Source organism: Massilia sp. CFBP 13721 (genome assembly GCF_014842025.1).
GTDB lineage: Bacteria > Pseudomonadota > Gammaproteobacteria > Burkholderiales > Burkholderiaceae_D > Telluria.
In genome coordinates, this window is sequence record NZ_JACYUY010000020.1 from 35716 (window position 1) to 54933 (window position 19218).

Below are 19218 nucleotides of genomic sequence, written 5' to 3' on the forward strand. Positions count from 1 at the left end.
AAGCGCCGGGTTTTTTGCCCACCTTGACGGCTTACATGCGCAGCGCGCGCCATCCCATCACGAGGTAGTCGCGCTTGCCCAGCTTCGGACGGCGGCGGTAGACGTCGTAGCCGGCGGCCTCGATCCGTTCCAGGATGCGCAGGCCACCCTGGATCACCAGCCGCAATTCCCAGCCGATGCGCCCCGGCAGGCGCGTCGCCAGCGGGGCGCCGGACAGCATCAGGGCGCGCGCCCGTTCGACCTCGAAGGCCATCAGGGCGCGCCAGGCCGGGGTGTCGGCATGGGCGGCGATATCCGCTTCGCCCACGCCGAAGCGCACCAGGTCGTCCTGCGGCAGGTAGATCCGGCCCTTGGCGATATCGATGCCGACGTCTTGCCAGAAATTGATCAGTTGCAGGGCGCTGCAGATGGCGTCGGCATCGCGCAGGTTGGCATCGCCGTCGACTTGGTAGAGCGCCAGCATCAGGCGTCCGACCGGGTCGGCCGAGCGCCGGCAATAGTCGAGCAGCATGGAATAATCCGCATAGCGCGTGGTCACCACGTCCTGGCGGAAGGCCGAGAGCAAGTTGCGCAGCGGCTGCAGCGACAACCCATGTTGCGCCACGACCGCGGCCAGGCGCGCGAACATGGGCCGGACAGGAGTGCGGCCGGCGCCGATGTCGTCGAGCGCGGCTTCGTATTCGGCCAGGCCGCGCAGGCGCTCGTCGGCGCCGGCGTCGCCCTCGTCGGCGACGTCGTCGGCGCCGCGCGCGAAGGCGTAGATGGCTTCGACGGCCGGCACCAGGCGGCGCGGCAGCAGGATGGAAGCGACAGGAAAATTTTCGTAGTGATCGACGGCCATGGGGTGCAATGACCGGCTAGTCATTTGCTAAACGTATTTGCAACATTATAATTGCCGCCGGCTGAGTGGCGAGGATTCAACGCCGATTTGGTCCGATAATAATGATGGCGTGTGCTGAGACGACTGGAAGCATGCCTGCTTTGAACGATAAAAGGAAAAACACCGTGCCCACTCCGACCCGACCGCGCCGCACGCCCACCGCGTGCGCCATGCTTCTGTGCGCAATCTTGCTGACGGCTTGCTCGAAAGAAGAACCAAAGCCCGAACCCATCCGCCCGGTGCGCGCCGCCGTGCTGGCAGCCGGCGCCGCCGGGGTCAGCGCCGACTTTTCGGGCGAGGTACGTCCGCGCTTCGAATCGCGCCTGGGCTTTCGCGTGGCCGGCAAGATCACGGCGCGCGAGGTCGACGTCGGCACGGTCGTGAAACAGGGCCAGACCCTGATGCAGCTCGACCCGCAAGACCTGAAACTGGCCGCCAGCGGCGCCCAGGCCAGCCTGCGCGCCGCCGAAACCAGCCGCGACCTGGCCGACGCCGATTACAAGCGTTACCAGGAATTGCGCAGCAAGAATTTCGTCAGCCAGTCGGTACTGGACGGCAAGCGCGCGGCCCTGCGCGCGGCCCAGGCCGAAGCGGATGCGGCCCGCGCCGCCTTCCGCGGCCAGTCGAACCAGGCCGGCTATGCCAGCCTGGTGTCGGACGTGGATGGCGTGGTGACCGGCATCGACGCCGAGGTCGGCCAGGTGGTCACGGCCGGCACCCCGGTGGTGCGGGTGGCGCGCACGGACGAGCTCGACGTCGTGATCGGCATCCCGGAAGACCGCGTTGGCGACCTGCGCAAGGCCAGTTCCGTGACCGTGCGCATGTGGGCCCGGCCGGATGCGGCGATCGCGGGACGGGTGCGCGAAGTGTCGCCGGTGGCCGATGCGGCGACCCGCACCTACACCGCCAAGATCGCGATCCCGCCGAGCGCGGGCGTGCGCCTGGGCATGACGGCCTCGGTGCAGGTGGCCTCGAAAAGCGGCGGCGCCGGCCTGCGGGCGCCCTTGACGGCGCTGCACCACGAAAAAGGGGTGACCGGGGTCTGGCTGGTGGAAAATGGCGCCGTGCGCCGCGTGCCCGTCAAGATCGTCGGCCAGGCCGGCAACGACGTCTTGCTGGGTGAGGGTGTGCAGGCCGGCCAGACCGTGGTCACGGCCGGCGTCAACCTGCTGCGCCCTGGCCAGAAGGTGCGCATCCTGACCGCCGACGTGGCGCGCCGCGACGATACCGAGGCTGCGGCCGCCGGCGCCGGGACCACCAAATGAGGGGATTCAATCTCTCGCGCTGGGCGCTCGAACACATTCCGCTGACCCGCTACCTGATCGCCGCCCTGCTGATCGGCGGCATCCTCGGCTACAACGTCCTCGGCCAGGACGAAGACCCGCCGTTCACCTTCCGCGTGATGGTGGTGCGCGCCATCTGGCCCGGCGCCACCGCGGTGCAGATGGCCGAGCAGGTGACCGACAAGCTCGAACGCAAGCTGCAGGAAACGCCGTATATCGAAAAGATCCGCAGTTTCTCCAAGCCCGGCGAAACTACCATCCTGGTCGAACTTCGCGAATCGGCGCCGCCGAAAGAGGTGCCCGGCGCCTGGTACCAGGTGCGCAAGAAGATCGGCGACATGGCCGGCACCCTGCCGCAGGGCGTGATCGGCCCCTTCTTCAACGACGAATTCGGCGACACCTACGGCTCCATCTTCGCGCTCTCGGGCGACGGTTTCAGCTATGCCGAGATGAAGGATTACGCCGACTTCGTGCGCCAGCAATTGCTCGGCGTGCCGCTGGTGGCGAAGGTCGAGCAGTTCGGCGTGCAGAACGAGAAGGTCAACATCCTCTTCTCGAGTAAAAAATTCGCCCAGCTGGGCGTGCCCTTCGAGCAGATCGTCAACCAGCTGGCCACGCAGAACAACATCGAGGCCTCGGGCGTGCTGGTGACCCCGACCGACAACCTGCAGGTGCGCGTCACAGGCGCCATCAAGAGCGCCAAGGAACTGGAAGACCTGCAACTGCGCGCCGGCAGCACCACCTTCCGCCTGGGCGACTTCGCCACCGTGCAGCGCGCCTACCAGGACCCGCCGACCGACAAGATGCGCTTCAACGGCAAGGAAGTGATCGGCCTGGGCGTGTCGATGGAGAAGGGCGGCAACATCATCAAGCTGGGCGAATCGCTGGCGACGACGGTCGAGCGCATCCGTGCCCAGCTGCCGGTCGGCATCGAGCTGGAACGCGTGTCGGACCAGCCGCGCGCGGTGACCAGCTCGGTGAACGAATTCATCCATACGCTGATCGAGGCGGTCATCATCGTGCTGGCCGTCAGTTTCCTGGCGCTGGGGCTGCATACGAAACCGAAGCTGTCGCTCGACGTGCGCCCGGGCCTGGTGGTGGCGCTGACGATCCCGCTGGTGCTGGCGATCACGTTCCTGTTCATGCGGATCTTCGACATTTCGCTGCACAAGGTCTCGCTCGGCGCCCTGATCATCGCGCTGGGGCTGCTGGTGGACGACGCCATCATTGCCGTCGAGATGATGGTGCGCAAAATGGAAGAGGGCATGTCGCGCCTGGAAGCGGCGACCTTCGCCTACACCTCGACCGCGATGCCGATGCTGACCGGTACCCTGATCACGGCCGCCGGCTTCCTGCCGATCGGGCTGGCCAAGTCGGCCGCCGGCGAATACACCTTCTCGATGTTCTCGGTGAATGCGATCGCGTTGCTGGTGTCGTGGGTGGTGGCGGTTACGTTTACGCCCTATATCGGCTTCATCTTGCTGAAGGTAAAACCACACGCGCAGGGACATTCCGAACACGAGGTCTTCGATACGCCGGGATTCCGTCGCTTTCGCAAGGTCGTCACCTGGTGCGTCGAGTTCCGCAAGACCACGATCGTGGTCAGTCTTGTGGTGTTCGCGCTGGGCGTGCTCGGTTTTAAATTTATCGAAAAGCAGTTTTTCCCGGATTCGAGCCGGCCGGAACTGATGGTCGAGATGTGGCTGCCCGAAGGCACCAGCTTTGCCGCCAATGAAGCGCTGGCGAAGAAATTCGAGGCCTTTGTGCGCAAGCAGGAAGGCGTGGAAAGCATCACCAGCTATGTCGGCACCGGCAGCCCGCGCTTCTATTTGCCGCTGGATCAGATCTTCCCGCAATCGAACGTCTCGCAATTCGTGGTGCTGCCCGTCGATGCGGCGCACCGCGAAACCCTGAAGGCGAAGATCGAGGACGTGTTCAGGAGCGATTTTCCGGAAGCGCGCGGCCGCGTCAAGCTGCTGCCGAACGGGCCGCCGGTGCCGTATCCGGTGCAGTTCCAGGTGGCCGGACCCGACATCGGCGTCGTGCGCGGCGTGGCCGACCAGGTCAAGGACGTGCTGCGCGCCAATCCGAATGCGGTCGGCGTCAATGACAACTGGAACGAGCCGGTGAAAGTACTGCGCCTGGAGCTCGACCAGGACAAATTGCGCGCGCTGGGCGTGACCTCGCAATCGGTGCGCCGCGCCGTCAATACCCTGTTGTCGGGCACCACCATCGGCCAGTTCCGCGAAACCAACGAGCTGATCGACATCGCCGTGCGCCAGCCGATCGAAGAGCGCTCGACGATTACGGTGCTGAAAGACATGAACATCCCGACCGCGTCCGGGCGTTCGGTGACGCTGGGGCAGGTCGCGCGCGTCGATTTCGTCTGGGAGCCGGGCGTCATCTGGCGCGAGGGCCGCGAGTGGGCGATCATGGTGCAGTCCGACGTCGTGCCCGGCATCCAGGGGCCGACCGTCTCCGGCCAGGTCGCCGCGCAACTGGCCACTATCCGCGCGCAACTGCCGGCCGGCTACCGCGTGACGCTGGAAGGCGCCGCGGCCGACAGTTCGGAGGCGGAAGCCTCGATCACGGCGAACGTGCCGCTGGTGCTGTTCATCGTGTTCACGCTCTTGATGCTGCAGCTGCACAGCTTCTCGCGCGCGCTGCTGGTGTTCCTGACCGGGCCGCTGGGCGTGGCGGGGGCGGCGATGGCGCTGCTGGTGCTGGACCGGCCATTCGGTTTCGTCGCCAACCTGGGCGTGATCGCGCTGTTCGGCATGATCATTCGTAACTCGGTGATCCTGGTCGACCAGATCGAGCAAGACATCAAGGCCGGCGCCGAGCCGTGGGACGCCATCGTCGAAGCGGCGGTGCGGCGCTGCCGGCCGATCCTGCTGACGGCGGCCGCGGCGGCGCTGGCCATGATTCCCCTGTCGCGCTCGGTGTTCTGGGGGCCGATGGCGGTGGCGATCATGGGCGGCTTGCTGGTGGCGACGGCCTTGACGCTGCTGTTCCTGCCGGCCTTGTATGCGGCGTGGTTCAGGGTCAAGAAGCCGCGCGGATGACGTCGGGCCGCCATTCGGGCACGCGATGCACGGCGGGCATGCCCGCCCTACGTTACGCCACGGTTCCATGAACTTGCTCCGGATGGTGGTGCACGTAGGGCGGGCATGCCCGCCGTCACCGCATGAATAAGGACTGCGTCCGACAATAATCGCGCCATTCGATCCATGCATCGAAACCCACGCCCGTGATCAAGCCCTCCGGGCTCGATCGCCGAATGAAAATTCACTCCTATAGTGTCAGAAAATCCAGTAAAATACCGGGTTGAAGTTGTAGCCCCTAAACAATGGAGTGCGAGGGCGGCCGGATTCTACTGTCGGGCGCCCTTTGTTTATGTGGCAATATGCAATCCTGCGCGAGGATGGCGAAATTGGTAGACGCACCAGGTTTAGGTCCTGACGCCAGCAATGGTGTGGGGGTTCGAGTCCCCCTCCTCGCACCACGAATAATTATTTTTTTGGACGATTTTTACGATGGCAACTGCAGTCGAAACCCTGGATAAACTCGAGCGTCGCTTGACGATCACTTTTCCGCTGAGCGACGTCCGTTCGGAAGTTGAAAAACGCCTCAAGAAGCAGGCCAAGACCGCCAAGGCTCCTGGTTTCCGTCCTGGCAAGGTGCCTCTGAAAATGGTCGCAGCCCAGTACGGCTACCAGATCGAGTCCGACGTCCTGAACGACCGCGTCGGCCGCGCCTTCAACGAGGCAGCCAACGAAAACGGCCTGCGCGTTGCCGGTTTCCCGAAGATCGAAGCGAAGGAAGAAGCGGCCGAAGGCATGCTGGCATTCGACGCGACCTTCGAGGTGTTCCCTGACGTCGTCATCGGCGACCTGTCGAACGTCGACATCGAAACCGTCGCTGCCGACGTGTCGGACGCCGAAATCGACAAGACCATCGACATCCTGCGCAAGCAGCGCGTGCACTATCACACCAAGGGTGAGGCAGGCGAGCACGGCGACGGCGGCGAGCCGGTCGCAGCCAATGGCGACCGCGTGACCGTCGACTTCGTCGGGGTGATCGACGGCGTCGAATTCGACGGCGGCAAGGCCGAAGACTACGGCTTCGTGCTCGGCGAAGGCCGCATGCTGCCGGAATTCGAAGCGGCCACCGTCGGCCTGAAAGTCGGCGAAAGCAAGACCTTCCCGCTGGCCTTCCCGGAGGATTACCACGGCAAGGATGTTGCCGGCAAGACCGCCGACTTCACCATCACCCTGAAGAACCTGGAATGGGCGCACCTGCCGGCCGTGGACGAAGAGTTCGCCAAGTCGCTGGGCATCGAAGACGGCTCGATCGAGAAGATGCGTGCCGACATCAAGATGAACCTGGAGCGTGAAGTCAACGCCCGCGTCAAGGCCCGAAACAAGGAAGCCGTGATGGACGCCCTGGTCAAAGTGACCGAGATGGACGTGCCGACCGTCATGATCCAGCAGGATTCCGAGCGCCTGGCCGAGCAGACCCGCCAGGACATGGCCCAGCGCGGCATGGACGTCAAGAACATGCCGTTCCCGACCGAACTGTTCGCCGAAAAGGCCGAGCGCCGCGTGCGCCTGGGTCTGATCCTGTCGCAACTGGTCGCTGACAACAACCTGCAAGCAACGCAAGAGCAGGTGAAGGCCCAGATCGAAGATTTCGCGCAGAGCTACGAAGACCCGAAAGAAGTCCTCAAGTACTACTACGCCGACCGTCGTCGCCTGGGTGAAGTCGAAGCCCTTGTATTGGAAGAAAACGTCGTCAACTATGTACTTGGCAAGGCGAAGGTCAGCTCCAAGGCCGTCGCTTTCGACGAATTGATGGGAAGCAACCCACAGGCTTGAGCGAACGCGTAGGCTTCCCGTTCAGGTTGGCGTGGGAGCCTCCGTTTTGAAGCCTCTTTACAAGGAACGAACAGGTATGAACCGTAATCCGGCATTGGACACCCAAGCACTCGGCCTCGTGCCGATGGTAGTTGAGCAAAGCGGCCGCGGCGAACGCGCGTACGACATTTACTCGCGTCTGCTCAAGGAGCGCGTGATTTTCCTGGTCGGTCCTGTCAATGACCAGATGGCGAACCTGATCGTCGCCCAGATGCTGTTCCTGGAAAGCGAAAATCCGGACAAGGATATTTCGCTCTACATCAACTCGCCTGGCGGTTCGGTTTCGGCTGGCCTGGCCATCTTCGACACGATGAACTTCATCAAGCCCGACGTGTCGACGCTGTGCACCGGCCTGGCTGCCTCGATGGGCGCGTTCCTGCTCGCCGCCGGCGCCAAGGGCAAGCGTTTCTCGCTGCCGAACTCGCGCGTCATGATCCACCAGCCGTCCGGTGGTTCGCAGGGCATGGCATCGGACATCGAAATCCAGGCCAAGGAAATCCTGTACCTGCGCGAGCGCCTGGCGCGCATCATGGCCGACAATACCGGCCAGACCATCGAGCAGATCCACAAGGATACCGACCGCGACCGTTTCATGTCTGCCGAAGAATCGGTGGACTATGGTCTGATCGATAAGGTGCTGACCAATCGCTCCTGAAATGCGCTTGAGCTAACACAAGGTGTTGCTTAAATAACGCCCGGGCGCAAACACGTTCGGGCGTTTGTTTTTTATTTCGGGTAGCATGATGGTGTACGCGTGGTTTGCCGCGTGCCTGCAGTTGCGCGATATTTGCGTTATATTCCTGCACTGCATTCTTGCGCTGTACTCTTGAGTTATATTCTTAGTTCTTCATACGAGACAAGCCCCCCATGTCTGACAAAAAATCCTCCAGCGGCGAAAAGCTTCTGTACTGCTCGTTCTGCGGCAAGAGTCAGCACGAGGTCAAGAAACTCATCGCGGGACCATCGGTCTTCATCTGCGACGAGTGCATCGACTTGTGCAACGACATCATCCGCGACGAGACATCGAACGTCGAGTCGGTGGCGGGCGCCAAGTCCGACCTGCCGACCCCGCACGAGATCGCCGAACTGCTCGATCAGTACGTGATCGGCCAACAGACAGCGAAGCGCATCCTGTCGGTCGCTGTTTACAATCACTACAAGCGCCTGAAGCACCTCGGCAAGAAGGATGACGTCGAGCTGGCCAAGAGCAACATCCTGCTCGTCGGCCCGACCGGTTCCGGCAAGACCCTGCTGGCCCAGACGCTGGCGCGCATGCTGAACGTGCCGTTCGTGATCGCCGACGCCACCACGCTGACCGAAGCCGGCTACGTGGGCGAAGACGTCGAGAACATCATCCAGAAGCTGCTTCAAAGCTGCAACTACGAAGTCGAAAAGGCCCAGCGCGGCATCGTCTACATCGACGAGATCGACAAGATTTCGCGCAAGTCCGACAATCCGTCGATCACCCGCGACGTCTCGGGCGAGGGCGTGCAGCAGGCGCTGCTGAAACTGATCGAAGGCACGATGGCTTCGGTGCCGCCGCAGGGCGGGCGCAAGCATCCGAACCAGGACTTCGTCCAGATCGACACGACCAACATCATGTTCATCTGCGGCGGCGCCTTCGACGGCCTGGCCAAGATCGTCCAGAACCGTTCGGAAAAGGGCGGCATCGGTTTCGCAGCCAGCGTCAAGAGCGCCACCCAGCGTTCGAACAGCGAAATCATGATGGAAGCCGAGCCGGAAGACCTGATCAAGTTCGGCCTGATTCCGGAACTCGTCGGCCGTCTGCCTGTCGTCGCCACGCTGAATGAATTGACCGAGGAAGCGCTGATCCAGATCCTGATCGAGCCAAAGAATGCGCTGATCAAGCAGTATTCGAAACTGCTCGAAATGGAAGGCGCGGAATTGGAAATTCGTCCAGCCGCTCTGCACGCCATTGCTAGAAAAGCATTGGCACGCAAGACGGGTGCACGCGGCCTGCGTTCGATCCTGGAACACGCACTGCTCGACGTGATGTACGAATTGCCGAATCAGCAAAACGTGGTGAAAGTCGTGGTTGATGAAAATACGATCACGAATGGCGCCAAACCTTTGCTTATTTACAGTGAAACCGCAAAAGCTTCTGGGGAAAATTAAAAAATATCCACGCGGAAAGCACAAAAGCACTTGTGCGCTGGGAGCTTGGCGGTACAATTTACCTCAATAAAAGCATCCGGCTTCAATCGAAAAGCCACTCGCGACCCCGGTCGCGTGGTGGCTTTTTTATTTCAAATCGGGATTTTTATTGGAACGTCCAGATTGCGTTTCGTGAATAAGAATTTTTATTCGCCGAAATTATTGGGGACGGTCTTGAGATTTAACCGTGTGCGCCCAACATCCGTTACACGCTTTTTATAAGGTATGCCATGACAACTTCGAAATTAACCGAGCAAACGACGCTGCCCCTGCTGCCGTTGCGCGACGTGGTCGTATTTCCCCATATGGTAATACCCCTGTTCGTTGGCCGTCCGAAATCGATCAAGGCGCTGGAAGCCGCGATGGAACAGGGCAAGAGCATCATGCTCGCCGCCCAGAAGGCGGCCGCCAAGGACGAACCTTCCGCCGCCGACATCTACGAGATCGGCTGCGTTGCCAACATCTTGCAAATGCTGAAGCTGCCTGACGGTACCGTGAAGGTGCTGGTCGAAGGCGCGCAGCGCGCCCGCATCGATCACATCAGCGATGCGCCGACGCACTTCGTCGCGGAACTGACCCCGCTGCTCTCGGAAATCGGCGACGATTCCGAAGTGGAAGCGATGCGCCGCGCGATCGTCCAGCAGTTCGACCAGTACGTCAAACTGAACAAGAAAATCCCGCCCGAAATCCTGGCCTCGCTGGCCGGTATCGATGACGCCGGCCGCCTGGCCGACACTGTCGCCGCGCACCTGCCGCTCAAGCTCGAGCAGAAGCAGGTCATCCTCGAGATCTTCAACGTCGCCAAGCGCCTCGAGCACCTGCTCGGCCAGCTGGAAGGCGAGCTGGACATCCTGCAGGTCGAGAAGCGCATCCGTGGCCGCGTCAAGCGCCAGATGGAAAAGTCGCAGCGCGAGTACTACCTGAATGAACAGGTCAAGGCCATCCAGAAGGAACTGGGCGAAGGCGAAGACGGCGCCGACATCGACGAGCTCGAGAAGAAAGTCATCGCCGCCAAGATGCCGAAGGAAGCCCTCGACAAGGCGACCGCCGAGATCAAGAAGCTGAAACTGATGTCGCCGATGTCGGCTGAAGCCACCGTCGTGCGCAACTACATCGATACCCTGGTGTCGCTGCCGTGGAAGAAGAAGTCGAAGGTGACCAACGACCTGTCGAACGCCGAAAAAGTGCTGGAAGCCGAGCACTATGGCCTCGACAAGATCAAGGAACGCATCCTCGAGTATCTCGCGGTCCAGCAACGCGTCGACAAGCTGAAAGCCCCGATCCTGTGCTTCGTGGGCCCTCCTGGCGTCGGTAAGACCTCGCTCGGACAGTCGATCGCCCGTGCCACGAACCGCAAGTTCGTGCGCATGGCCCTGGGCGGCGTGCGCGACGAAGCCGAGATCCGCGGCCACCGCCGTACCTATATCGGTTCGATGCCGGGCAAGGTGCTGCAATCGCTGGCGAAAGTCGGCGTGCGCAACCCGCTGTTCCTGCTCGATGAGATCGACAAGATGGGTGCGGACTTCCGCGGCGACCCGTCGTCGGCCCTGCTCGAGGTGCTGGACCCGGAACAGAACCACACGTTCTCGGACCACTACCTGGAAGTCGACTTCGACCTGTCGGACGTGATGTTCGTGGCGACCTCGAATTCGTTCAACATCCCGCCGGCACTGCTGGACCGGATGGAAGTCATCCGCCTGTCGGGTTACACCGAAGACGAGAAGACCAGCATCGCGCAGCGTTACCTGCTGCCGAAGCAGGTCAAGGCCAACGGGCTGCAAGAGGGCGAGATCAAGGTGGAAGAGTCGGCGATCCGCGACATCATCCGCTACTACACCCGCGAAGCCGGCGTGCGTTCGCTCGAGCGTGAAATCTCGAAGATCTGCCGCAAGGTGGTCAAGATGCTGCTGCTGAAGAAGTCGGACCGGGCAGTCATCGTTAACGGCAAGAACCTGGACAAGTTCCTGGGCGTGCGCCGTTACGATTTCGGCGTGGCCGAGAAGGACAACCAGGTGGGACAGGTTGTTGGACTCGCCTGGACCGAAGTCGGCGGCGACCTGCTGACGATCGAAGCCGTCAACGTGCCGGGCAAGGGCGGCATCATCCGCACCGGTACCCTGGGCGACGTGATGAAGGAATCGATCGAAGCGGCCCGCACCGTGGTGCGTAGCCGTGCGCAGCGTTTCGGCATTAAGGCCGAAGCGTTCGAAAAGAACGACATCCACATCCACGTGCCGGAAGGCGCGACGCCGAAGGACGGTCCGTCCGCAGGTATCGGCATGACGACGGCGCTGGTGTCGGCCTTTACCGGGATTCCGGTGCGCGCCGACGTGGCGATGACGGGCGAGATCACGCTGCGCGGCGAAGTGCTGCCGATCGGCGGCTTGAAGGAAAAGCTGCTGGCGGCCCATCGCGGCGGCATCAAGACGGTGTTGATCCCCGAGCAGAACGTGAAGGACCTGGCCGAGATTCCGGACAACGTCAAGAACAAGCTCGAGATCGTACCGGTGCGCTGGATCGAAAAGGTGCTGGAAGTCGCACTCGAACGCCAGCCCGAGCCGATCGTCGAGGTGCCGGCCGTCACCGCGGTCGCGCCGACGGCGTCTGCCGAAGGGCAGGGCGGGGTGGTGAAGCACTGATCGCTGGTTGATCGCATCGAAGAGGCGCCCTGCGGGGCGCCTTTTTATTTGGGACGAATTGGCGGGCATGCCCGCCTTACGGTGCACAACGGCCAGTGACGTTGATTCCTCAAAACCGAAGCATTCATCGGTGAATGTTGCTTGACAGAAGCAATTCCCCCTTGTTTAATACGCGCTTGCACTTTTTGCAGGAAGGCGCAGCGCCGCCGCGTCAGAACGACTAGAGGATTACGAGTGAACAAGACTGAACTGATCGAAGAAATCGCGAAATCCGCGGACATCACCAAGGCCTCGGCCACGCGTGCCCTGGATGCGATGATCGAAGCGGTGACGAACACCCTGAAGAAGAACGACAGCGTGACCCTGGTCGGCTTCGGCACCTTCACCGTCGGCGATCGCGCCGCCCGTACCGGCCGCGATCCGCGCACCAAGGAGCCGATCAAGATTAAAGCTGCAAAGGTTCCGAAATTTAAGGCTGGTAAAGCGCTAAAAGATGCTGTAAACTAATGCCTTCTCTGCAGCGACATGCAGAGAAATCATCCTCAGGCAGGTGAAGAGCTTAGGCTTCTTGGCCTTCACCGCAGGGGTGGTGTAGTACCGGGTTATTTTGTGGAGCGGTAGTTCAGTTGGTTAGAATACCGGCCTGTCACGCCGGGGGTCGCGGGTTCGAGCCCCGTCCGCTCCGCCACAAAATGCTCATCTGGAGCGGTAGTTCAGTTGGTTAGAATACCGGCCTGTCACGCCGGGGGTCGCGGGTTCGAGCCCCGTCCGCTCCGCCAGAATAATAGTGATAAGAGTGTCGTCCCTGCGGACGACACGTACGGGGCGAGAAGGGATTCCCTTGCAAGGGAATCCGCGGCCGGCGGAACGTCGGCGAGCCCATCTTATCGCTTCCGAAGTAGTATTTGGAGTGCTTGAGAAAGAGCGCTCCAACGAGAAGAGGCGAACGCGAGTTCGCCTTTTTTTTTAACTGTGCTTAGAAGTTATTTCTACTGCGAGCCATTTCTACAGCGATTGGTGGACCATGTTTGATTTCGTACGTAACAACAAGCGCTTGCTGCAGGGCGTCCTGCTGCTGCTGATCATCCCTTCGTTCGTGCTGGTCGGCGTCGACAGCTACCAGGACCGCGGTGACAGCGGTGCCGGCGTGGCCAGCGTCGACGGCCGCAAGATCACCCAGCAGGAGTGGGACGATGCGCAGCGCCGCCAGATCGACCAGGCGCGCCAGCAGATGGGTCCGCAGTTCGACCAGAAGATGTTCGACACGCCGCAGGCCAAGCGCGAAGTGCTGGAAAACCTGGTCGCCGAACGTGCCGTCAACGCCGCCATCGCCAAGAATCACCTGACCGTCAGCGACCAGGCCGTGTTCAAGGCCATCAACGGGATCGAAACCTTCCGCAAACCCGACGGCAGCTTCGACATGGACGGCTACCGCGCCGCGCTGGCCGCCCAGGGCATGACGCCCGAAGCCTTCGATGCGCGCATGCGCCGCGACATGGCGATCCAGCAACTGGCCGGTTCGATCCAGGGCACGGCCTTCGTGCCGCGTTCGATCGCCGCGCGCATTTCGGGCATCAACGACCAGGAACGCGAAGTGCAGGAACTGCTGTTCCCGCTCGCCCAGTACCTGCCGCAAGTCAAAGTTACCGACGACATGGTCAAGGCCTTCTACGACAAGAACGCCAACCTGTTCCAGATCCCGGAAACCGTCAAGGCCGAGTACATCGTGCTCGACAGCGCCGCCGTGGAAAACCAGGTTAGCGTCAGCGACGCCGAAGTGAGCCAGTTCTACAACGCCAACCAGAAGCGTTTCACGACGCCTGAGCAGCGCACCGCCAGCCACATCCTGATCACCAAGGCACAAGGCGCCAAGCCGGCCGAGGAAGCCGCCGCCAAGGCGAAAGCCGAAGCCGTGCTGGCCGAAGTGCGCAAGAACCCGGCCGACTTCGCCGCGATCGCCAAGGCCCAGTCGCAAGACCCGGGCTCGGCGCAAGCGGGCGGCGACCTCGGTGTCGTCGAGCGCGGCAGCCTGGTCAAGTCGGTCGAAGACGCGATCTATGGCCTCAAGGAAGGCGAAGTCAGCGGCATCGTGCCGTCCGAGTTCGGCTACCACATCATCAAGCTGACCGGGCTCAAGCCACAGACCCAGCGCTCGCTCGAAGAAGCCAAAGCCGACATTGCAGCCGAAGTAAAGAAGTCGAAGCTGTCGAAAAAGTATTCGGAACTGGCCGAACAGTTCAACGACAGCGTCTATGAACAGTCGGACAGCCTCAAACCCACTGCCGACAAGCTGGGCTTGACGATCCAGACCGCCGACAACCTGGCGCGTAAGCCAAACCCGGCCCTGGGCGCCGCACCGTTCAACAACGAAAAGTTCCTGACCGCCCTGTATTCGACCGATGCGATCAAGAACAAGCGCAACACCGAAGCCGTTGAAGTCGCGCCGGCCGTGCTGATTGCCGGCCGCGTGGTCGAATTCAAGCCGGCGACCAAGCGTCCGCTGGCCGAAGTCGAGGCCGCCATCCGCCAGCGCGTGACCCAGGAAGAAGCGCTGCGCCTGGCACGCCAGGCCGGCGAAGCCAGGCTGACCGCCGCCAAGGCATCCGGCGACGCCGCCGGTTTTGGCGACGTGAAAGTGCTGTCGCGCACCAAGGAGCCCGCAATCAACCCGGCCGGTGCGCTGGCCGTGTTCAAGGCCGACGTCACCAAGCTGCCGGCCTACGTCGGCGTCGACCTGCCGGGCCAGGGCTATGCCGTGTACCGCATCGGCAAGGTGTCGCAGCCGGCCCAGGTGGACACCGCCCGCCGCGCCCAGGAAGCCGAGCAGATCGGCGGCCTGATCGGACAGGCCGAGCTGTACAACTTCGTCGAAGCCATCAAGGTCAAGGCCAAGGCGAAGATCAACGCGGCAGCGGGCGCTGCGCCTGCGGCGGCCGAGTAATACGGCGGGGCCTGCGGGCCCGTGCAATGAAAAAAACCCGGATGCGCGCGCATCCGGGTTTTTTTAGGTCCAAACCATTGTCGCCGACGTCGCACGCAGGGGCGTAGGGTGGTCGGCTCCACACGGGTGCTCGCATCCACGCTGCGTATGCGCCGCCCACGCGTTCAACCGGCTCTGGAACAGCCGCGCGGGAATTGGAACCGTGCGTTGAACGCGTGGGCGGCTTTCAGGGCGCGGCTATTCAAAGGCTGCAGGTATAGCCGCCCACCCTACGTCCCTCCGGCTTGCTTCGCGTTACGCCGCGTGCAGTGCCTGCGCCGCGCGCACGAAATCCTGCTCGGCGATATCGCCCAGCTCCAGCACCCGCGCCTGCCCGTACTGCACGAAATTGCGGTCGATCGAGCGCAAATACGCCGGATCGTAGTGCTCGACCAGCAGCTGGTCAACCAGCTCCGGCATCGCGCCGCTGTTGGCGAGCGCGTGCCAGGCGTCGATCCTGGCGCGGCCGTGCAGCTGCACCAGGTGGTCGAGCTGGGCGTTGAGGGCGCCAGGATCGCGCGCAAAATGTTCGTAGTCTTCCATCAGCAAACGCACCCGGTTCGGGCGCGACAGCTGCACGGCGATGCAGGGCGCGGCGCGCATGCGGTCCATGACGGCGCCGGGCACGCGCAGGTTGCCGACCTTCTTGCTTTCGGACTCGACGAACACGGGGCGGCTGGGGTCGAAGCAGCGCAAGGTGTCCCAGATCCGCGTCTCGAACATCTTTTGCGTCGGCTGCGGTTCGTGCGGCAGGTGGCCCAGCACCGAGCCGCGGTGGGCGGCGAGGCGTTCCAGGTCGAGCACCTGGGCGCCGATCGCGTCCAGCGTCTCCAGCAGCCGGCTCTTGCCGCTGCCGGTGGTGCCGCAGATCACGCGCCAGTCGAGTTCGGGCGGCGCCTCCAGTGCGGCGCTGACGTGGGTGCGGTAGGCCTTGTAGCCGCCGTCGAGCTGGACCACCGGCCAGCCGATCTTGGCCAGGATGTGGGCCAGCGAGCCGCTGCGGTTGCCGCCGCGCCAGCAGTACACCAGCGGTTTCCAGTCTTTCGGCTTGTCGGCGAACTGTTCGTCGATGTGCCGTGCGATGTTGCGCGCTACCAGTGCGGCGCCCAGCTTTTTCGCCTCGAACGAGCCGACCTGCTTGTAGAGCGTGCCGACCCGCACCCGCTCCTCGTTGTTCAGCACCGGGCAATTGATCGCGCCGGGCAGGTGGTCGAGCGCGAACTCGCCCTCGCTGCGGGCGTCGATGATCGTGTCGAACCCGTCGAGGTCGGGGAGGATGTCGGCAAAGCCGAGGACGGCTGGGTATTTCATGGGGCTTTGATCAGGGAAGAAAAGGTCGGCCAGATGTTGTTGAGGATGATCGGATGGGCCTGCGCGCTCGGGTGCAGGCGGTCGGACTGGAACAGGGCCGGCTTGTCGGCCACGCCTTCGAGCATGAAGGGCACCAGCGGCGCCTTGAATTCTTTCGACAGCGTACCGAACATGCCGAAGAAGCGTTCCGTGTAGGCGCGGCCATAGTTCGGGGGCATGCGCATGCCGATCAGCATCACCTTGGCGCGCTGCTGCTGCGACAGCGTGATCATCTGGCGCAGGTTCGCTGCCGCCGCGTCCACCGGCAACCCGCGCAAGCCGTCGTTGGCGCCGAGTTCGATCACCACGACGTCCGGCTTGTGCGCCGTGAGCAGGGCCGGCAGGCGCGCGCGGCCGCCGCTGGTGGTCTCGCCGCTGATGCTGGCGTTGACGATGGTTGCGTCGATTTTCTGCGCCTTGAGCTTCTGTTCCAGCAAGGCGACCCAGCCGGCGCCGCGCGCCAAGCCATATTCGGCCGACAGGCTGTCACCCACCACGAGTACGGTTTTTGGTGCAGAATAGGCGCTCGCCGCCGCGAGCCCCAGGCTTGCAGCGACAGTTAATTTAAGAAATTCGTTCTTTAGAAAAGCCAGCATGCGCGATAACCCCGAAGCTTTCAAAAATACATTGTCCGTTACAGCGGCTGCTGCCATACGGGTGGAAGCCTTGTCCAAGCGGGTGGCGGACGCCAGCGGCGAACTCACCATCCTGCACAGCATTGATTTTACCGTGCAACCGGCCGAGACGCTCGCGATCGTCGGCGCCTCGGGTTCCGGCAAGTCGACCCTGCTCGGGTTGCTGGCCGGCCTTGACACCCCCAGCGGTGGCAAGGTGCTGCTGGACGGCACCGATATCTTCGCGCTCGACGAGGATGGCCGCGCCGCTTTCCGCAAGGCCAAACTCGGCTTCGTGTTCCAGTCCTTCCAACTGCTGGCGCACCTGGACGCGGTGGAAAACGTGATGCTGCCGCTCGAATTGCGCGGCGACGGCCAGGCGCGCGCCAAGGCCGAGGCCATGCTGGGGCAGGTGGGGCTGTCGAGCCGGCTGCGCCATTATCCGAAATACCTGTCCGGTGGCGAGCAGCAGCGCGTGGCCCTGGCGCGCGCCTTTGTCACCGAACCGCCACTGCTGTTCGCCGACGAGCCGACCGGCAGCCTGGATGCGGCGACGGGCGAGGCGGTGATCCAGCTGATGTTCGAACTCAATCGCGAGCGTGGGTCGACGCTGGTGCTGGTGACGCATGATCCGGCGATGGCGGCACGCTGTGGGAGAACGATCACGATTGCGGCGGGGAAACTGGTCTAATACCCTGGCGTTTCGACGGGCGTACGTGCGTTGAACGCGTGGGCGGCAAAGCCGCCCACCTTACGTCGCTTAGATCCGTGTTAGCGTACAAGCACATACCCGTAAGGTGGGCGGGTCTCCCGCCCACGCGTCCAGCCAGCTTACGCGCGGCCCGGACGCTTTTTCGCCACCAGTTCATTGAACACCGAACGAACCGCCGCCGGCAATTCCCCCGCCGTCATCCCCACCGGCCCGACCCCGTGTTCGACCAGCCGGTCCGCCGCCGCCCCATGCATCCAGACCGCGCCGACGGCCGCTTCCCAGCCCGGCCAGCCCTGTGCCAGCAAGGCGCCGCACACGCCCGCCAGCACGTCGCCGCTGCCGCCCGACGCCAGCCCCGGGTTGCCGGTCGGGTTGATCGCCACCTCGCCATCCGGCCGCGCCACCACCGTGCCGCAACCCTTGAGCACCACCGTCGCCTGCAGCCGTTTGGCAAGGCTGCGCGCCGCCCCTAGGCGGTCGGCCTGCACCTCGGGCGCCGACTTGCCGAGCAGGCGGCCGGCTTCCAGCGGATGGGGTGTCACGATCGTGTCCGCATGGCGGTGCGCGATGCGGTCCTGCAGTTCGAGGCTGGCCGCCACCAGGTTCAAGCCGTCGGCGTCGATCACGACCGGCGCCGCGCTGTCGAGGCCGGCGCCGAGCGCGCGCATGGCTTCCATCGCGCCGCCCATACCGGGACCGAGCACCAGCACGCGGCCGGCAATCTCGAAGTCATGCGCGGAGCGGAACATCAGCTCGGGCTGCAGCGGGTCGAGCGGCAGTGCCGGGCCGATCATGGCGGCGAATACGCGGCCGGCGCCAGCGTACAGTGCGCCGCGCGCGGCCAGCACCGCGGCGCCGGCCATGCCGTGGGCGCCGCCGATGACGGCCACGTCGCCATAGTGTCCCTTGTGCGAATTGGCGCGCCGCGGCGCCAGGCAGGCACTGAAGAGGGCGGGCGATGCCACCCCCGCCCGCGCCGGCTCGAACAGCGCCGCTTCCAGGCCAAGATCAGCCACCTGCACTTGGCCCGCATGATCGCAGCCTTCGGAAGTGTGCAGGCCCGGCTTGTCGCCGATGAAGGTGATGGTATGGGTCGCGCGCACCGCGACACCATGCGGGCCGATCACGGCGCCGCTGTCGGCATCGAGCCCGCTCGGCACGTCGAGCGCCAGCACCGGGCAGGCGACCTTGTCGATCCCGAGCACCAGTTCGCGGTAGCGTCCTTCGATCGGACGCGCCAGGCCGATGCCGAACAGGCCGTCGACCACCAGCGCCCAGTCGCGCACGTCGAGGGCGACGTCGGCGAAATTCACACGGCTGCCGCGCGCACGGGCCAGCGCCTGCGCCGCTTCGGGCGACACCTTGCCGCTGCCGGCCAGGTGCAGCACCACCACGTCGACGCCGGCCTCGCCCAGGTGGGCCGCCAGCTCCAGCGCGTCGCCGCCATTGTTGCCGGGACCGGCCAGCACCAGCACCGGCCGGGCGCGCTCGCTGCCGAGCAGCGCCAGCGCCGCATCGGCGGCGGCGCGCCCGGCCAGGCGCATCAGCGCGCCCCCGCCCAGGCTCTCCGCCGCGGCCGCTTCGGTGGCCCGGATCTGCGCCACGCTGTAAAGTCGATTGTCCATCCATACTCCCAAATTCTTCAGTAGCTGCATTTTCGCCAATTTTC

The 19218-nt window shown here is 63.6% G+C and carries 13 protein-coding genes and 3 tRNA genes; 12 read left to right on the forward strand and 4 right to left on the reverse strand.

Annotated elements, in window-relative coordinates; genetic code table 11:
* Window positions 1-31: 31 nt before the first annotated feature.
* Window positions 32-841, reverse strand: a complete 810-nt coding sequence (gene hpnC / locus IFT60_RS18235; RefSeq protein ID WP_192054174.1) for a squalene synthase HpnC — start codon at window positions 839-841, stop codon at window positions 32-34.
* Between the two features lie 209 nt (window positions 842-1050).
* Between hpnC and IFT60_RS18240 the strand changes: the two genes are divergently transcribed.
* The 11 genes from IFT60_RS18240 (at window position 1051) to IFT60_RS18290 (ending at window position 14834) form a co-directional block, all read left to right on the forward strand.
* Window positions 1051-2145, forward strand: coding sequence for an efflux RND transporter periplasmic adaptor subunit (locus tag IFT60_RS18240; protein ID WP_229510972.1), 1095 nt, complete (start codon window positions 1051-1053; stop codon window positions 2143-2145).
* Window positions 2142-5228 (forward strand): efflux RND transporter permease subunit, encoded by a 3087-nt coding sequence (locus IFT60_RS18245; RefSeq protein WP_192054178.1) that lies wholly within the window; start codon window positions 2142-2144, stop codon window positions 5226-5228. Before IFT60_RS18240 ends, IFT60_RS18245 begins: the two co-directional genes overlap by 4 nt.
* A gap of 353 nt (window positions 5229-5581) precedes the next feature.
* A tRNA-Leu gene (locus tag IFT60_RS18250) sits at window positions 5582-5668 on the forward strand.
* Between the two features lie 31 nt (window positions 5669-5699).
* Window positions 5700-7040, forward strand: a complete 1341-nt coding sequence (gene tig / locus IFT60_RS18255; RefSeq protein ID WP_192054180.1) for a trigger factor — start codon at window positions 5700-5702, stop codon at window positions 7038-7040.
* A gap of 76 nt (window positions 7041-7116) precedes the next feature.
* Window positions 7117-7734, forward strand: a complete 618-nt coding sequence (gene clpP, locus IFT60_RS18260) for an ATP-dependent Clp endopeptidase proteolytic subunit ClpP (protein ID WP_192054182.1) — start codon at window positions 7117-7119, stop codon at window positions 7732-7734.
* 212 nt (window positions 7735-7946) lie between these two features.
* Window positions 7947-9215: an ATP-dependent Clp protease ATP-binding subunit ClpX gene (gene clpX, locus IFT60_RS18265; protein WP_056335789.1), complete on the forward strand. Its 1269-nt coding sequence runs from the start codon at window positions 7947-7949 to the stop codon at window positions 9213-9215.
* A 269-nt stretch (window positions 9216-9484) separates the two neighbouring features.
* On the forward strand, window positions 9485-11893 hold the full coding sequence (gene lon, locus IFT60_RS18270; protein ID WP_192054184.1) for an endopeptidase La: 2409 nt from the start codon (window positions 9485-9487) through the stop codon (window positions 11891-11893).
* A 141-nt stretch (window positions 11894-12034) separates the two neighbouring features.
* A complete protein-coding gene (locus tag IFT60_RS18275; protein WP_267874634.1) occupies window positions 12035-12400 on the forward strand; it encodes an HU family DNA-binding protein in 366 nt (121 codons plus the stop codon).
* 104 nt (window positions 12401-12504) lie between these two features.
* A tRNA-Asp gene (locus tag IFT60_RS18280) sits at window positions 12505-12581 on the forward strand.
* 14 nt (window positions 12582-12595) lie between these two features.
* Window positions 12596-12672 (forward strand) — tRNA-Asp (locus IFT60_RS18285).
* 245 nt (window positions 12673-12917) lie between these two features.
* Entirely contained in the window at window positions 12918-14834 is a 1917-nt protein-coding gene (locus IFT60_RS18290) for a SurA N-terminal domain-containing protein (RefSeq protein ID WP_192054186.1), read from the forward strand.
* A 294-nt stretch (window positions 14835-15128) separates the two neighbouring features.
* Here the strand turns inward: IFT60_RS18290 and mnmH are convergent, their stop codons facing one another.
* Window positions 15129-16184, reverse strand: a complete 1056-nt coding sequence (gene mnmH, locus IFT60_RS18295; protein WP_192054188.1) for a tRNA 2-selenouridine(34) synthase MnmH — start codon at window positions 16182-16184, stop codon at window positions 15129-15131.
* Entirely contained in the window at window positions 16181-16819 is a 639-nt protein-coding gene (locus tag IFT60_RS18300; protein WP_192054190.1) for an arylesterase, read from the reverse strand. The genes mnmH and IFT60_RS18300 overlap by 4 nt, the downstream gene beginning before the upstream one ends.
* Here IFT60_RS18300 and IFT60_RS18305 point away from each other — a divergent pair.
* Complete coding sequence (locus IFT60_RS18305; RefSeq protein WP_192054192.1) at window positions 16818-17528, forward strand: ABC transporter ATP-binding protein; 711 nt, start codon at window positions 16818-16820, stop codon at window positions 17526-17528. The two genes, IFT60_RS18300 and IFT60_RS18305, sit on opposite strands and share 2 nt — an antisense overlap.
* A 140-nt stretch (window positions 17529-17668) precedes the next feature.
* Here IFT60_RS18305 and IFT60_RS18310 read toward each other — a convergent pair whose 3' ends face one another.
* Window positions 17669-19174, reverse strand: a complete 1506-nt coding sequence (locus IFT60_RS18310) for an NAD(P)H-hydrate dehydratase (RefSeq protein ID WP_192054194.1) — start codon at window positions 19172-19174, stop codon at window positions 17669-17671.
* Between the last annotated feature and the right edge of the window lie 44 nt (window positions 19175-19218).

Coding starts and splice junctions, on each gene's coding strand:
- hpnC (WP_192054174.1), bottom strand. CDS start 841: ATGGCCGTCGATCACTACGAAAATTTTCCTGTCGCTTCCATCCTGCTG.
- IFT60_RS18240 (WP_229510972.1), top strand. CDS start 1,051: ATGCTTCTGTGCGCAATCTTGCTGACGGCTTGCTCGAAAGAAGAACCA.
- IFT60_RS18245 (WP_192054178.1), top strand. CDS start 2,142: ATGAGGGGATTCAATCTCTCGCGCTGGGCGCTCGAACACATTCCGCTG.
- tig (WP_192054180.1), top strand. CDS start 5,700: ATGGCAACTGCAGTCGAAACCCTGGATAAACTCGAGCGTCGCTTGACG.
- clpP (WP_192054182.1), top strand. CDS start 7,117: ATGAACCGTAATCCGGCATTGGACACCCAAGCACTCGGCCTCGTGCCG.
- clpX (WP_056335789.1), top strand. CDS start 7,947: ATGTCTGACAAAAAATCCTCCAGCGGCGAAAAGCTTCTGTACTGCTCG.
- lon (WP_192054184.1), top strand. CDS start 9,485: ATGACAACTTCGAAATTAACCGAGCAAACGACGCTGCCCCTGCTGCCG.
- IFT60_RS18290 (WP_192054186.1), top strand. CDS start 12,918: ATGTTTGATTTCGTACGTAACAACAAGCGCTTGCTGCAGGGCGTCCTG.
- mnmH (WP_192054188.1), bottom strand. CDS start 16,184: ATGAAATACCCAGCCGTCCTCGGCTTTGCCGACATCCTCCCCGACCTC.
- IFT60_RS18305 (WP_192054192.1), top strand. CDS start 16,818: ATGCGCGATAACCCCGAAGCTTTCAAAAATACATTGTCCGTTACAGCG.
- IFT60_RS18300 (WP_192054190.1), bottom strand. CDS start 16,819: ATGCTGGCTTTTCTAAAGAACGAATTTCTTAAATTAACTGTCGCTGCA.
- IFT60_RS18310 (WP_192054194.1), bottom strand. CDS start 19,174: ATGGACAATCGACTTTACAGCGTGGCGCAGATCCGGGCCACCGAAGCG.